15 protein-coding genes are annotated in these 14,452 nt (G+C 56.2%); 8 read left to right on the forward strand and 7 right to left on the reverse strand.

All coding sequences use genetic code 11. The annotated features are described in order from the left end of the window. Positions 1–5: 5 nt before the first annotated feature. From dauA to lolB, 4 genes are all read right to left on the reverse strand, one after another. Positions 6–1,688 (reverse strand): C4-dicarboxylic acid transporter DauA, encoded by a 1,683-nt coding sequence (gene dauA, locus V6940_RS03450; protein WP_333494840.1) that lies wholly within the window; start codon positions 1,686–1,688, stop codon positions 6–8. A gap of 124 nt (positions 1,689–1,812) precedes the next feature. Beyond that, positions 1,813–2,760, reverse strand: coding sequence for a ribose-phosphate diphosphokinase (prs, locus tag V6940_RS03455; protein WP_003856663.1), 948 nt, complete (start codon positions 2,758–2,760; stop codon positions 1,813–1,815). A 206-nt stretch (positions 2,761–2,966) separates the two neighbouring features. Then, entirely contained in the window at positions 2,967–3,815 is an 849-nt protein-coding gene (gene ispE / locus V6940_RS03460) for a 4-(cytidine 5'-diphospho)-2-C-methyl-D-erythritol kinase (protein ID WP_333495001.1), read from the reverse strand. Continuing rightward, on the reverse strand, positions 3,815–4,438 hold the full coding sequence (gene lolB, locus V6940_RS03465) for a lipoprotein insertase outer membrane protein LolB (RefSeq protein WP_333495002.1): 624 nt from the start codon (positions 4,436–4,438) through the stop codon (positions 3,815–3,817). The genes ispE and lolB overlap by 1 nt, the downstream gene beginning before the upstream one ends. Before the next feature lie 197 nt (positions 4,439–4,635). Here lolB and hemA point away from each other — a divergent pair, with 197 nt between their 5' ends. The 6 genes from hemA to kdsA are packed head-to-tail and all read left to right on the forward strand — an operon-like array spanning position 4,636 to position 9,970. Next, a complete protein-coding gene (gene hemA / locus V6940_RS03470; protein ID WP_333494841.1) occupies positions 4,636–5,892 on the forward strand; it encodes a glutamyl-tRNA reductase in 1,257 nt (418 codons plus the stop codon). A gap of 35 nt (positions 5,893–5,927) precedes the next feature. Further along, the gene (gene prfA, locus V6940_RS03475; RefSeq protein ID WP_185669706.1) at positions 5,928–7,010 is read left to right on the forward strand and encodes a peptide chain release factor 1; all 1,083 of its coding nucleotides are present in this window, start codon (positions 5,928–5,930) and stop codon (positions 7,008–7,010) included. Further along, on the forward strand, positions 7,010–7,861 hold the full coding sequence (gene prmC, locus V6940_RS03480; RefSeq protein WP_333494842.1) for a peptide chain release factor N(5)-glutamine methyltransferase: 852 nt from the start codon (positions 7,010–7,012) through the stop codon (positions 7,859–7,861). Before prfA ends, prmC begins: the two co-directional genes overlap by 1 nt. Further along, the gene (sirB2, locus tag V6940_RS03485) at positions 7,858–8,250 is read left to right on the forward strand and encodes an invasion regulator SirB2 (protein ID WP_333494843.1); all 393 of its coding nucleotides are present in this window, start codon (positions 7,858–7,860) and stop codon (positions 8,248–8,250) included. The genes prmC and sirB2 overlap by 4 nt, the downstream gene beginning before the upstream one ends. A gap of 3 nt (positions 8,251–8,253) precedes the next feature. Next, positions 8,254–9,063 (forward strand): invasion regulator SirB1, encoded by an 810-nt coding sequence (sirB1, locus tag V6940_RS03490; protein ID WP_333494844.1) that lies wholly within the window; start codon positions 8,254–8,256, stop codon positions 9,061–9,063. 52 nt (positions 9,064–9,115) lie between these two features. Beyond that, a complete protein-coding gene (kdsA, locus tag V6940_RS03495) occupies positions 9,116–9,970 on the forward strand; it encodes a 3-deoxy-8-phosphooctulonate synthase (RefSeq protein WP_333494845.1) in 855 nt (284 codons plus the stop codon). 133 nt (positions 9,971–10,103) lie between these two features. On the opposite strand, the gene chaA is transcribed toward kdsA, so the two are convergent. Continuing rightward, a complete protein-coding gene (chaA, locus tag V6940_RS03500) occupies positions 10,104–11,204 on the reverse strand; it encodes a sodium-potassium/proton antiporter ChaA (protein ID WP_333494846.1) in 1,101 nt (366 codons plus the stop codon). A 364-nt stretch (positions 11,205–11,568) separates the two neighbouring features. Here chaA and V6940_RS03505 point away from each other — a divergent pair, with 364 nt between their 5' ends. Then, positions 11,569–12,231, forward strand: coding sequence for a gamma-glutamylcyclotransferase (locus V6940_RS03505; RefSeq protein WP_185669710.1), 663 nt, complete (start codon positions 11,569–11,571; stop codon positions 12,229–12,231). 42 nt (positions 12,232–12,273) lie between these two features. On the opposite strand, the gene V6940_RS03510 is transcribed toward V6940_RS03505, so the two are convergent. Both V6940_RS03510 and V6940_RS03515 read right to left on the reverse strand, forming a co-directional pair. Continuing rightward, the gene (locus tag V6940_RS03510; protein WP_185669711.1) at positions 12,274–12,519 is read right to left on the reverse strand and encodes a DUF1883 domain-containing protein; all 246 of its coding nucleotides are present in this window, start codon (positions 12,517–12,519) and stop codon (positions 12,274–12,276) included. A 275-nt stretch (positions 12,520–12,794) separates the two neighbouring features. Continuing rightward, on the reverse strand, positions 12,795–13,148 hold the full coding sequence (locus tag V6940_RS03515; protein WP_333494847.1) for a DsrE/DsrF/TusD sulfur relay family protein: 354 nt from the start codon (positions 13,146–13,148) through the stop codon (positions 12,795–12,797). A gap of 70 nt (positions 13,149–13,218) precedes the next feature. Between V6940_RS03515 and nasR the strand changes: the two genes are divergently transcribed. Continuing rightward, entirely contained in the window at positions 13,219–14,436 is a 1,218-nt protein-coding gene (gene nasR, locus V6940_RS03520; protein WP_333494848.1) for a nitrate regulatory protein NasR, read from the forward strand. Positions 14,437–14,452 lie beyond the last annotated feature (16 nt).

The raw sequence follows: 14,452 nt of genomic DNA on the forward strand, positions 1-14,452 counted from the left end.
GACGGTTAGATGATGTCTACTAGTGCAGCATCTTTATTCGGGAAGAATGCCAGACGGCCAGGAATCGGCTGAATACCGGCTCGGGCCATGGTGCGAAGCGGCTGGAATTCCAGGTTGGAGACGCGCAGCTCGCAGCCTTCAGGCAGTTTTTTCACGAAGCGCTGGAAAGCATCCAGGCCACCGGCGTCCAGCACCGGTACGGCATCCCACTTCAGCACGACAATACGTTTACCCTCAATCCGCGTCTCAAGATCGCTAAACAGACCTTCGGCGGCGGCAAAGAACAGCGGGCCAATTACGCGCAGTACCAGTACATCGTCCGGAACGGTGACGTTCACGGCGGAAAGACGCGTCATACGCGCAATACGGCGCATAAACAGCAGCGAGGCCAGCACGATCCCAACGCTGATGGCGATAACCATATCAAACAGCACGGTCAGCGACATACAGATCAGCATCACGATGATGTCGTCTTTCGGCGCTTTGCGCAGCAGGTACACCACCTTGTGCGCTTCGCTCATGTTCCACGCCACCATCAGCAGCAGGGCGGCCATCGCCGACAGCGGAAGCCAGGAGAGCACTGGCGCCAGAATCAGCAGCGCCAGAATCACCAGAATGGCATGGATCACCGCCGAAACCGGTGAGGTGGCGCCAGCGCGAACGTTCGCCGCCGAGCGCGCAATGGCCGCGGTGGCGGTAATGCCGCCAAAGAATGGCGCGATGATATTGCCGAGGCCCTGACCGACCAGCTCGCTGTTCGCTTTATGCTTGGTGCCAGTCATACCGTCGAGCACCACTGCACACAGTAGGGACTCAATCGCCCCCAGCATCGCCATAGAAAATGCCGCGGGCAGCAGAGCGTGAATGGAGGCCCAGCTTAAGGTAAAGGTTGAACCCGGCATGTCCCACGGCAGCACAAACTGCGGCAGCAGCTGCGGGATACCGTTGCCCTGAGAACCGTCCGCCAGGATGTAGTGGAACTGAGAGCCAATGGTGGCGACGTGACCGCCAAGCAGGTTCACAATCAGCATCACCACGCAGCCAGCAATGAGCGCGGGTAGGTGGCCCGGCAGGCGCAGGCCGAGGCGTGGCCAGAGGATCAGCGTGCCGAGGGTGACGACGCCAATGGCCGCATCGCCAACGTTGATGGTCGGCAGCGCCATCACCAGCGCACCCACCTTCTGTAAATAGTGTTCCGGAACGTGCGTCATCTGCAGACCAAGGAAGTCTTTAATCTGCATGGTCCCGATGGTAATACCAATCCCCGAGGTGAAACCGAGCGTCACCGACAGCGGAATATATTCGATCAGGCGGCCAAAGCGGGCCAGGCCAAAGAGGATCAGAAAAATCCCGGACATCAGGGTCGCCACCAACAGGCCTGCCAGGCCGAACTGTTGAGACACAGGGTAGAGAATCACCACGAAGGCTGCCGTCGGCCCGGAGACGCTAAAGCGCGAGCCACCGGTCAGGGCGATAACAATCCCCGCGACGGCGGAGGTGTACAGGCCGTATTGCGGTGCCACGCCGCTGCCGATCGCCAGCGCCATCGCCAGTGGAATCGCGATGATCCCGACGGTGATACCGGCTATCAGGTCGCGCATAAATCGCGCGGAGGTGTATTTCTCTTTCCAGCAGGCGTCAATCAGCGCGCGGAAAGGCATAACGTGAGGGGAGAGTAATTTATTCACAGTCGTCTTTCATCCATGAGCGCATCATCTACCATATGAATGATAGTTGAAGTTGGCATAAATCATACAAATTAACTACACAGACAAAAAAACCCGCCGCAGCGGGTTTTTTAACCAAATCCGATTAGTGTTCGAACATGGCGGAGATGGATTCTTCGTTGCTGATACGACGAATCGCTTCGGCCAGCATCCCGGACAGGGTCAGGGTACGAACGTTTGGCAGCGCTTTGATCTCATCACTTAATGGGATGGTATCGCAGACAACCACTTCGTCGATGACGGAGTTACGCAGATTGTTCACCGCATTGCCGGAGAAGATCGGGTGGGTAGCGTAAGCAAATACGCGTTTCGCACCACGTTCTTTCAGCGCTTCAGCTGCCTTGCACAGCGTGCCACCGGTATCGATCATGTCATCGACCAGTACGCAGTCACGACCGGCAACGTCACCGATGATGTGCATAACCTGGGAAACGTTCGCACGTGGGCGACGTTTGTCGATGATAGCCATGTCGGTATCGTTCAGCAGTTTAGCAATAGCACGAGCGCGGACTACGCCACCGATGTCTGGAGAAACCACGATTGGGTTATCCAGGTTCAGCTGCAGCATATCTTCGAGCAGAATTGGGCTACCAAATACGTTATCAACCGGAACATCGAAGAAGCCCTGGATCTGTTCAGCGTGCAGGTCTACGGTCAGTACGCGGTCAACGCCAACGCTTGACAGGAAGTCAGCGACAACTTTAGCGGTGATAGGTACACGAGCAGAACGAACGCGACGGTCCTGGCGAGCATAACCGAAGTAAGGGATAACGGCGGTGATACGGCCTGCGGAAGCACGGCGCAGGGCATCTACCATAACGACTAATTCCATCAGGTTGTCGTTAGTTGGGGCACAAGTGGACTGGATGATGAAAATATCACCACCGCGTACGTTTTCGTTAATTTGTACGCTGACTTCGCCGTCGCTAAAGCGACCTACAGCGGCGTCGCCGAGAGAAGTGTACAGGCGGTTGGCAATACGTTGTGCTAGTTCCGGGGTGGCGTTACCAGCAAAAAGCTTCATATCAGGCACGAGAAGAACCTCAGGCATGCGTCCAGTGGTGGATGAAACGGGCCAAAAACTGTGCGGGCCAGGCGCGATTTCATCCAGGCGGTGTATTAAAGAGCGCGATGCAACGTCTGGAACAGGGTGACGTTGTCACCAGAGCTCAGTTTGCCCGGCAGGGTCACTCATCACCATTCTTCTTTCGTCAGCATGACTGACGGAAACCGAATGATTCAGAGCAGGGCTTGCTTCAATGGAGAGAGGTTAACACCTTTCGCCACAAAGCCTTGCAACCATTCCGGGGCTTGCTCAAGCACCTGGCGGGCAGCGAGTTCTGTGTCGAATTCAGCAAAGACACAGGCTCCTGTTCCAGTCAGGCGCGACGGCGCGTATTCTAACAGCCAGGAAAGCACATCATCAACCTCGCGAAAACGTTTTCTTGCGATAACCTCGCAATCATTGCCGAATTCACAATTTAATAACGTTTCTATTGACCTGACAGGGGTGTTTCGTGGCAGCTCCGGATCGCGGAAGATAACCGGGGTCGGAATGCTGACGCCCGGATGGGCAACCAGATACCATTTTTCCGGAATCTCTACCGGCGTTAGCACCTCGCCAACCCCTTCAGCAAAGGCTGCATGACCACGAACGAACACCGGCACATCGGCACCGAGCGTCAGGCCAATGACCGCCAGCTCATCTTCCGAGAGCCCGCATTGCCACAGATGGTTAAGCGCAACCAGTACGGTAGCGGCGTTTGAGGAGCCACCGCCCAGGCCGCCGCCCATCGGCAGGCGTTTCTCAATGCTAATGTCCGCGCCGCTGCCGTCCGCCAGACGCTGGGTGTCTGCGGCGGTTTTCATCAGCAGGCGCGCAGCGCGGATAATCAGGTTCTCTTCGTTTGGCACGCCGTCCACGGGAGTGAGCAGCCGCAACTGCCCATCCTGACGCGGCACAATGGTCAGCGTGTCGCCGTAGTCGAGAAACTGAAACAGCGTCTGCAGCGTGTGATAGCCGTCAGCGCGCTGCCCGGTAATGTATAAAAACAGGTTCAGTTTTGCAGGAGAGGGCCAACGGGTCATCATTTAACGATCCAGTTGTCCATCTTCAGCTTGATGCGCTGGGAGCCTTCGGTCAGCTCCATGTTGGACGGCAGCGCTGGCTGGGTTTTGTTGTCGTAACCGCCGTACACCACTTTCCAGGTTTTCCCGTTCTGGGTGTAGTTGAGTTCACTCAGACGGTACTGGTCGTCAAGTTTATAGTCGGTGGCGTCGCCCGGCAGGCCGAGGATCCACTGACGCAGGCTGTTCAGCGGAATGGGCATCCCGGTCAGCTTACCAATCATCTCTTCGCCGTCGGCGGCGGTATAGTGCTGGCCTTTGTTATCGGTCAACTGAGCAGAGCCCGGTTTGCCAATCAGCTCAAGCTCGGTGCTGCCAAGCGGGTTGGTTAACAACAGACGATAGTTGTCCTGGCCTGTTTGCTGCCAGAAGAAGCGGGCATAAACCTTTTGTTGGTCAGACAGATACGCAAACGCACCGCGGGTCTGATACTGGCTTAAGTGAAGAACGTCCTGCTGGTGCTGCTTCCACTGTGGGGCGGTAGGGCTTTTACCCGGACCGGTTGGCGCAGTAGTCGTACAGGCGGTAAGAACCAGGGCTGCCAGCGGCAGCAGGCGAATCAGGCGGAAATCAGACATGACAATCCTTGAAGTGCGTTGCAGTGATAACGCTTAATGCTAGCGTCGCCTGCGGGCAGCGTCTACGCTCAAGTTGTCTTAAATCATAAAATTAACCCAGCCTGCCTATTACTCCAAAAGGGGGGCGTCCCTTTTATTGATCTCGCGCATCCTGTATGATGCGCTCAGACTAACCTTATCAACGCTGGTACTACTCCCGCACAATGACCCTTTTAGCTCTTGGCATTAATCACAAAACAGCCCCGGTAGCGCTGCGAGAACGTGTAACGTTTTCGCCAGATACGCTCGACCAGGCGCTGGAGAGCCTGCTGGCTCAGCCAATGGTGCAAGGAGGCGTGGTACTGTCGACCTGTAACCGCACCGAGCTCTACCTCAGCGTAGAGGAGCAGGAAAATCAGCATGAAGCGATTATCCGCTGGCTGTGCGATTACCACGGCCTGAATGAAGATGAACTGCGCCAGAGCCTTTATTGGCACCAGGATAACGATGCCGTCAGCCATCTGATGCGTGTTGCCAGCGGGCTGGACTCGCTGGTGCTGGGCGAACCGCAAATCTTAGGGCAGGTTAAAAAAGCGTTTGCCGACTCCAGCCGCGGGCATCTGCACGTCAGCGAGCTGGAACGCATGTTCCAGAAATCCTTCTCTGTTGCCAAGCGCGTGCGCACGGAAACGGATATCGGCGCCAGCGCGGTGTCGGTGGCCTTTGCGGCCTGTACCCTGGCGCGACAGATTTTCGAATCACTCTCTTCGGTGACGGTGCTGCTGGTCGGCGCCGGTGAAACCATCGAACTGGTGGCGCGCCATCTGCGCGAGCATCATGTGAAAAAAATGGTGATTGCCAACCGTACCCGCGAACGTGCACAGGTGCTGGCCGATGAGGTCGGGGCCGAAGTGATCGCGCTGAGCGACGTGGATGAGCGGCTGAAAGAGGCCGATATCATTATCAGTTCTACCGCCAGCCCGCTGCCGATTATCGGTAAAGGGATGGTGGAGCGCGCGCTGAAAGCGCGTCGTAACCAGCCCATGCTGCTGGTGGATATTGCCGTACCGCGCGACGTCGAGCCGGAAGTGGGGAAACTCGCCAACGCCTATCTCTACAGCGTCGATGACCTGCAAAACATCATTCAGAATAACCTCGCGCAGCGCAAAGCCGCCGCGGTTCAGGCTGAAACCATCGTTGAGCAGGAAACCAGTGAATTTATGGCCTGGCTCCGCGCGCAAAGCGCCAGCGAAATCATCCGTGATTATCGTTCCCAGGCTGAAACGGCGCGTGAAGAGCTCACCGCTAAAGCGATCGCGGCTCTTGAACAGGGCGGCGACCCGCAGGTCATCATGCAGGATCTGGCGCGGAAATTAACCAACCGCCTGATCCACGCGCCAACCAAATCTCTTCAGCAGGCCGCCCGTGACGGGGATGATGAACGCCTGCATATTCTGCGCAACAGCCTCGGGCTGGAGTAGCACAACTCTATTTATAACAAGGTGCATTTACGCCAATGAAGCCTTCTATTGTTGCTAAACTGGAAGCTCTCTACGAGCGCCATGAAGAAGTTCAGGCGCTGCTCGGAGACGCAGCAACTATTGCCGATCAGGACCGTTTCCGCGCGCTGTCCCGCGAATACGCACAGCTGGGCGACGTGGCCCGCTGCTATACCGACTGGCGTCAGGTTCAGGACGATATTGAAACGGCCCAGATGATGCTCGACGACCCGGAAATGCGCGAAATGGCGCAGGAAGAGCTGCAGGAAGCCAAGGCTAAGGAAGAAGAACTGGAGCAACAGCTGCAGGTGCTTCTGCTGCCTCGTGACCCGGACGACGAACGCAACGCTTTCCTTGAAGTGCGCGCCGGTACCGGTGGTGACGAAGCTGCGCTGTTTGCTGGCGATCTGTTCCGTATGTACAGCCGCTACGCCGAATCACGCCGCTGGCGCGTGGAGATCATGAGCGCCAACGAAGGCGAGCATGGTGGCTTTAAAGAAGTGATTGCCAAAATCAGCGGCGAAGGCGTTTATGGCCGTCTGAAGTTTGAGTCCGGCGGTCACCGCGTGCAGCGCGTTCCGGCCACCGAATCTCAGGGGCGTATCCACACCTCCGCCTGTACCGTGGCCGTGCTGCCAGAGGTACCGGAAGCCGAATTACCGGATATCAACCCGGCGGACCTGCGTATTGATACCTTCCGCTCCTCGGGCGCAGGTGGTCAGCACGTTAACACCACCGACTCCGCTATCCGTATTACCCACCTGCCAACCGGTATCGTGGTGGAGTGTCAGGACGAACGTTCTCAGCATAAAAACAAAGCCAAAGCGATGTCGGTGCTGGGTTCGCGTATTCGCGCGGCGGAAATTGCCCGTCGTCAGCAGGCGGAAGCCTCCGAGCGTCGTAACCTGCTGGGCAGCGGCGACCGCAGCGACCGTAACCGTACCTATAACTTCCCGCAGGGCCGTGTGACCGACCACCGTATTAACCTGACGCTCTACCGTCTGGATGAAACCATGGAAGGCAAGCTGGATATGCTGATCGAGCCTATCGTTCAGGAATACCAGGCCGACCAGCTGGCGGCGCTCTCTGAGCAGGAATGATGACCTATAGACAATGGCTGCAGCAGGCCGTGATGGCGCTACAGGGTGGTGAAAGCCCTCGCCGTGATGCGGAAATCCTGCTGGGGCATGTGACCGGAAAAGCGCGTACCTATATCCTCGCGTTTGATGAAACCGAACTGGACGCGGCGCAGGCTGAGACGCTGGCGCTGCTGTTGGCGCGCCGCGTGAACGGCGAGCCGGTGGCCCATCTGGTGGGAACGCGCGAATTCTGGTCGCTGCCGCTGTTTGTCTCTCCCGCTACGCTTATTCCGCGCCCGGACACGGAATGTCTGGTCGAACAGGCGCTGGCACGTCTGCCGTCCACGCCTTGTCATATTCTGGATCTCGGCACCGGTACCGGCGCGGTCGCGCTGGCGCTGGCGAGCGAACGCCCTGACTGTCAGCTCATCGCCGTGGATTATATCGCCGACGCCGTCGCGCTTGCTCAACGTAACGCCGAGCATCTGGGTATTACCAACATCACCATTATGCAAAGCGACTGGTTCAGCGCGCTGGACGCGCAGCGTTTTGCCATGATTGTCAGCAATCCGCCGTATATCGATGAGCAGGATGAGCATCTGGCGCAGGGTGACGTGCGCTTTGAGCCGAAAACCGCGCTGGTGGCCGGTGACCATGGTCTGGCCGATCTGGCGCATATCATCACTCAGGGCCGTGAGTGGCTGGAACCCGGCGGCTTCATGCTGCTTGAGCATGGCTGGAAACAGGGTGCCGCGGTGCGCGCACTGTTCGACAATGCAGGATACCGTCAGGCGCAAACCTGCCGCGACTACGGCGATAACGATCGTCTGACGCTGGCGCAGTGGCCCGGGAACATGGAGGCACATGCATGAGCCTGTTTTTGTGGGTACTCTATTTACACATCGCCTCGGCTATCGTCTCGGTGAGCTTTTTCGCACTGCGTTTCTGGTGGAAACACCACCAGAGCGCGCTGTTTGATGCGCGCTGGGTGCGCATACTCCCGCATACCGTTGACAGCGTGCTGCTGCTCAGCGGTGTTGCGCTGATGGTGATGACGCGCTATTTCCCGTTTACCGAAGAAGGGACGTGGCTGACTGAGAAGCTGTTTGGCGTTATCATTTACATTATTTTAGGGTTTGTCGCGCTGGGCCGTCGTCGTCCGCGCAGTCAGCAGAGCGGTTTTGTCGCCTTTCTGCTGGCGCTGGTGGTGTTGTGCATCATCGTTAAACTCGCCATCACTAAAGTTCCGCTGTTAGGGTAGGGTATGAAGTCACTGGCTGATTTTGAATTTAATAAAGCGCCGCTCTGCGACGGTATGATCCTGATTTCCGAATTCATTCGTGATGATTTCCCGTCGCAGGTGGTGCGTGAGCAGCTCGAGTGCCTGGTGGCGCTGGCGCGCGAAGAGATTAGCCCATCCTGGACGCTGACGCGCCAGATGGAGCGCCTGATCGAGCTTTTCTATCATGAGTGGAATTTTAGCGATTCCTCCGGCAAATACCGTCTGTCAGACGCGCTGTGGCTGGATCAGGTGCTGAAGAATCGCCGCGGCAGCGCAGTGGCGCTGGGGGCTATCATGCTGTGGATTGCCGATAGCCTCGATATTCCCGTCGTGCCCGTCATCTTCCCGACCCAGCTGTTGCTGCGTGCCGATGTTGACGATGCCGAGATGTGGCTGATTAACCCGTTTAACGGCGACACGCTGGATGAACACACGCTGGAAGTGTGGCTGAAAGGCAACATCGGCCCGATGGCTGAGCTGTTCAATGAAGACCTCGATGAAGCGGATAATGCTGAAGTTATACGCAAATTGCTCGATACGCTGAAGTCGGCGCTGATGGAAGAGCGACAGATGGAGCTGGCGTTGGGCGCCAGCCAGACGCTGCTGCAGTTTAATCCGGAAGATCCGTACGAAATTCGCGATCGTGGGCTCATCTATGCCCAGCTTGAATGTGAGCATATCGCACTGAATGATTTGAATTATTTCGTTGAACAATGTCCGGAAGACCCGATTAGCGAAATGATTCGCGCGCAGATTAATACTATTTCGCATAAACAAATTACGCTTCACTAATTAGCGACAAACGCGGTTATAATCGCGGAAAATTCCCTAACAAGGCGATCTTATGAAAGAAAAAGTGGTTAGCATTGGTGATATCAAGGTAGCAAACGACCTGCCGTTTGTTCTCTTCGGCGGCATGAACGTGCTGGAGTCTCGTGACCTGGCTATGCGTATCTGCGAACACTACGTGACCGTGACTCAGAAGCTGGGCATCCCTTACGTATTTAAAGCTTCATTTGATAAAGCCAACCGTTCATCCATTCACTCTTACCGTGGTCCAGGCCTGGAAGAGGGGATGAAGATTTTCCAGGAGCTGAAGCAGACCTTCGGCGTGAAAATCATCACTGACGTTCACGAAGCAAGCCAGGCGCAGCCGGTTGCTGACGTGGTTGACGTGATCCAGCTGCCAGCGTTCCTCGCTCGCCAGACCGATCTGGTGGAAGCGATGGCGAAAACCGGCGCGGTCATCAACGTCAAGAAACCACAGTTTGTGAGCCCTGGCCAGATGGGTAACATCGTCGACAAGTTTATCGAAGGCGGTAACGACAAGATTATCCTGTGCGACCGTGGCTCTAACTTCGGTTACGACAACCTGGTTGTGGATATGCTGGGCTTTGGTGTGATGAAAAAAGCGTCCAACAACTCCCCGGTTATCTTCGACGTGACCCACTCCCTGCAGTGCCGCGACCCGTTTGGCGCAGCAAGCGGCGGCCGTCGTGCTCAGGTTACCGAGCTGGCGCGCGCGGGTATGGCAGTGGGTATCGCTGGCCTGTTTATTGAAGCGCATCCGGATCCGGAAAACGCACGCTGCGACGGCCCGTCCGCGCTGCCGCTGGATAAGCTGGAACCATTCCTGAAGCAAATGAAAGCTATCGATGACCTGGTAAAAGGCTTCGATGAGCTGGATACCAGCAAATAAGTGTTGCTGATGAACAAAAAAAGCCGACCCTGGGGTCGGCTTTTTTATTGCGGTTGCCGGATGGCGGCGTTGCCTTATCCGGCCTACAGACGGCGCTTGGCACGGCTAAGCGAAGCGCCGCCGGGAACCGCACTCAGGCAAAAATCGTCATCAGATACGCCGCAAACAGCGCCAGATGCGCCGCGCCATTCAGCACGTTGGTACGCCCGGTCGAGAACGAAATGTGGCACAGCACCAGTGAGGCGACCATCACAATCATCTCTGGCACCCCAAGACCAAACATCAGATCATTTCCGGTCATGTAGGCAATCAGCGTCACCACTGGCACGGTCAGCGAGATAGTTGCCAGCACCGAGCCAAAGAACAGGTTCATCGCGCGCTGTACCTGATTGTTCAGCACCGCCTTCAATGCCCCCAGACCTTCAGGGGAGAGAATCAACAGCGCCACCAGGAAGCCGGTAAAGGCGACCGGTGCATTCATGCTGGTCAGCAGCGTCTCCAGCGGGTTGGCATTCATTTTGGTGACGGCGATAACCGCCACCAGGTGCACAATCAGCCATACCGCATGCCAGAGACTGCTGTGCGCCGACGGTTTACCATGGTGCGGGTCGTCGTCGTCGCTGTCATCTTCATGCTCGTAGACAAACAGGCTCTGGTGCGTTTTGGTTTGAATAAGCAAAAATACGCCGTACATGGCGGCAGAAATGAGAGCCACCAGCAGCGACTGGCCAATGGTAAAGTTGGCGCCCGGCAGCGAGGTCGGGAATACCAGCACGATAATAGCCAGTGGGAACAGGGCAATTAAATACTGCTTAATACCAAACAGGTTCATATATTGCGTGGCAAACTTGCGCCCACCGAGCAATAACGAGAAGCCGACTAAACCGCCGGTCACAATCATAATGATGGAGTAGAGCGTATCGCGCATCAGCGTCGGCGCGGCATCGCCCGTCGCCATCAGGGCTGAGATTAAGCTCACCTCAAGAATAACCACCGAAAGGCTTAAAATCAGAGAACCGTAAGGCTCGCCTAAACGGTGTGCCAGAACGTCCGCGTGTCGAACAACGCTAAAGGCGCTGCTCAGAATACCCACCAGCGCCAGGGCATTGATGGCGATAACCACTGGCAATGACTGGCTGCTTCCCCAGAAGGCCAGAATTGCCAGCGCCACCAGCGGGAAAATGAGCGACGTCTCCTTATGGCGAGTTTTCACCGCCTCTTGTACGTGGGTCATGTTTGTCTCCATATCTGCAGGTATTTATAATTATAGAAAAAATCAGCTGCGTAAATTAACAAATTTTTCCATCTGAATTGCGATCTTTTACTAAAGTTTACCCATAAGGCCATTTTTTCTAATAGATGGCTATAATATAAAATACTGACTAAATATTTTTTAAATAACAGCGTATTAATGCGCTGGTTTTCCTATTTTACTTATCGGTAAAACCGGCTTGAACAGCGGATCGCAATGGGAGACAAATTGCATCCTGAACCATAAAGCTGGATAATATTTCATCAAAGACAGCTCCGGAGGTCGCCATCCGTTCCCGTAAGAACGCATGTGAAGCAGGGAAGAGAAGTGGCGGTGGAGGTTTAAAGTGTTAACGCGTGATTTCTTAATGAAGGCGGATTGTACAACGGCGTTTGGCGCCATTGAGGAATCTCTGCTTTGGTCTGCTGAACAACGTGCAGCGTCGCTGGCGGCGACGCTGGCCTGTCGGCCAGATAATGGACCCGTATGGATTTTCGGCTACGGCTCCCTGATGTGGAACCCGGCGCTGAATTTTAGCGAGTCGGTAACCGGTACGCTGGTGGGTTGGCATCGTGCTTTCTGTTTGCGCCTGACGGCGGGACGCGGCAGCGCCTGTCAGCCAGGGCGTATGCTGGCGCTGAAAGAGGGCGGGCGCACCACCGGTGTGGCCTACCGCTTGCCAGATGATGAAATTGAAAACGAGCTGTCGCTGCTGTGGAAGCGCGAGATGATCACCGGCTGCTACCTGCCAACCTGGTGCAAGCTGGCGCTCGATGATGGTCGGACGGTCAACGCGCTGGTGTTTATTATGGACCCGCGCCATCCGCTGTATGAGTCAGATACCAGCGTGCAGTTGATTGCGCCGCTGATTGCCAGGGCCAGTGGGCCATTGGGAACCAATGCGCAGTATCTTTTCTCACTGGAGCAGGAGTTACAGAAGCTGGGAATGCCGGACGACGGCCTGAACGAGCTGATTAGCAATGTGCGGCATCTGGTGGGCGGAAAGTAAGGCAATAAAACCCCCGGAAGTGCGTGCTTCCGGGGTGAATCATCAGGCGGCAACGTAGCTGATGGAGTGTTCAAGAGACTGGCTGTGGCTGTCGATCAGCACATTCCAGGTCCCACTGTAAGGCACAGTCAGATACGCTTTCTCTTCGTTCTGCACGCTTAAAATATCGGAACCGCTGCTGCTGGTACTCTTCTGCGTGCTCATTAAATGAATATGGCAACGTTCTGAACAACGCACCACTACCGTATCCCCGCCAAATAACGTCAAACTTGCTTTTACCATCGCCAAAATACCCCGCTGCAAATGAGCCTACGCACTCCCTACGCGTTAATCCTGCCTGTGATGTTGTTCACAAATCACTCATCGCATAACACCAAACCCTGACCTCACCGATGCTGATTTTGATCAAAAAATGCCGTAACACTTCAACAAAAATGACAATATCCCTGAATCCATTCAGCTATCGTGACAAAGAGGTGAGGAATCTCGCAGAGGTGAAATAATATCCTTCAAATGGTCATGGTTTTAGCGGGCTACGCTGATTGGACGTTGGCGACGCCCAATCAGAAGGTCAGTACCTTGTCGGCCGCCAACGTCCACTGGGCCAGTTCGACCAGCGTGCCAATCTCGACGCCGTCAATCAGCGGCAGAGCGGTGATGCCGCGCCCGTCGGTGCAGGTCTTACACAGTTTTACCGGCACGCCCTGAGCGGTCAGAATTTCCAGCATCTGCTGAATGTTGTAGCCCTCGGCCGGTTTCTGCCCGCGCAGGCCCGCCGTCACGGCATCAGACATCAGAAAAAGCTGCAGCTGCAGATTGTCCTGCTGCTCGCGCAGGGCGATGGCTAAACGCAGGCTATTGAACAGGGATTCGCTGCCGTAGGCAGCACCGTTAGCGATAATGACGATACGTTGCATCAGAACTCCTTTAAGGCACGGTTATTGCTAGACGTTAGGATGGTAAGAAAATCCTCTAACGGGAGAGCGCATGATAAACCGTGAAGATGATACACCCGGCGCTATCGAGTGGTTTCGTTACGCGCGTCAGGTGCAGAAAGCACAGCTCCGGCAGCTGGCGCAGCAGGGGCAACTGGTCAGCCAGCTAAGCCACGTGGTGCACATGTTACAGTGTGAACGCGGGGCATCCAACATCTGGTTATGTTCGCAGGGGCGATTATACGCCGCCGAGCGTCGCGCCAGCGCTGCGCTGGTAGATGAACAGATACGCCAACTGCTGGCCCATCTCCAGCCGCAGTACCTACCCTCCGCCAGCGGGTTATGCCAGCGCATCGCTCGCGCCGTCTGGTCGCTGGAACAGCTACCGTCGCTGAGAGAAAGTGTTGCCGGTCTGCAGGTCTCGGCGGAAACGGCAACCAGCCAGTTCAACCGCACTATCCGCCATCTGCTGAATATCATCCCGCAGCTCAATGACAGTATTGATGACCCGACGCTCGCCGGGCGACTGGTGGCGCTGTACAGCTTTATGCAGGGCAAAGAGCTGGTGGGGCAGGAGCGAGCGCTGGGGGCGCAGGGTTTTACTCAGGGCTGCTTTAGCAGCGAACTGCGCCAACGCCTGGTGGATCGTATCGATGGTCAGCAGCCCTGCTTTGACAGCTTTTTATCGCTGGCGACCAGCCCACTCAAGATGCTGTTTTATACCGAATGTCAGGCGAGTATCGCCATTGAACAATTACGGCGTATGGCCTGTACTCGTCAACCTCCGGCGGACGACGGCGCCAGCGCGCTGCGTTGGTTCCAGCTGCAAACCCAGCGTCTGGAGCAGATGCGCGGCCTGGAAGAAGCATTGATTGGTGAACTGATGGCGGCGGTGGATGATCTGCTGCTCGATGATGAAGAGCGGCAGGCGCTGGACCCGGCGGGTGACGATCCGGCCAGCGATAACCTGATGTTGCATCTCGACCGCCAGCTTCTGCCGCTGGTGCGCCAGCAGGCGCGGGAGCTGGAGCAGCTCTCCAGCCAGTTGGCCTCGCTCAAGGATACGCTGGAGGAACGTCGATTGATTGATAAAGCCAAAAGCGTGCTGATGACCCATCGGCAGATGAACGAGGAACAGGCCTGGCACTGCCTGCGCAAAATGGCGATGGATAAGAACCAGCGCATGGTGGAAATTGCCCGCGCGCTGCTGGCGGTGAAAGCGCTGTGGCAAACCGAACCGGCATCGCCGTTGCACAATGAACGGGCATGAATGCCTTTCGCCGGTG

This window comes from Kluyvera sp. CHPC 1.251 (assembly GCF_036759945.1).
GTDB lineage: Bacteria > Pseudomonadota > Gammaproteobacteria > Enterobacterales > Enterobacteriaceae > Kluyvera > Kluyvera sichuanensis.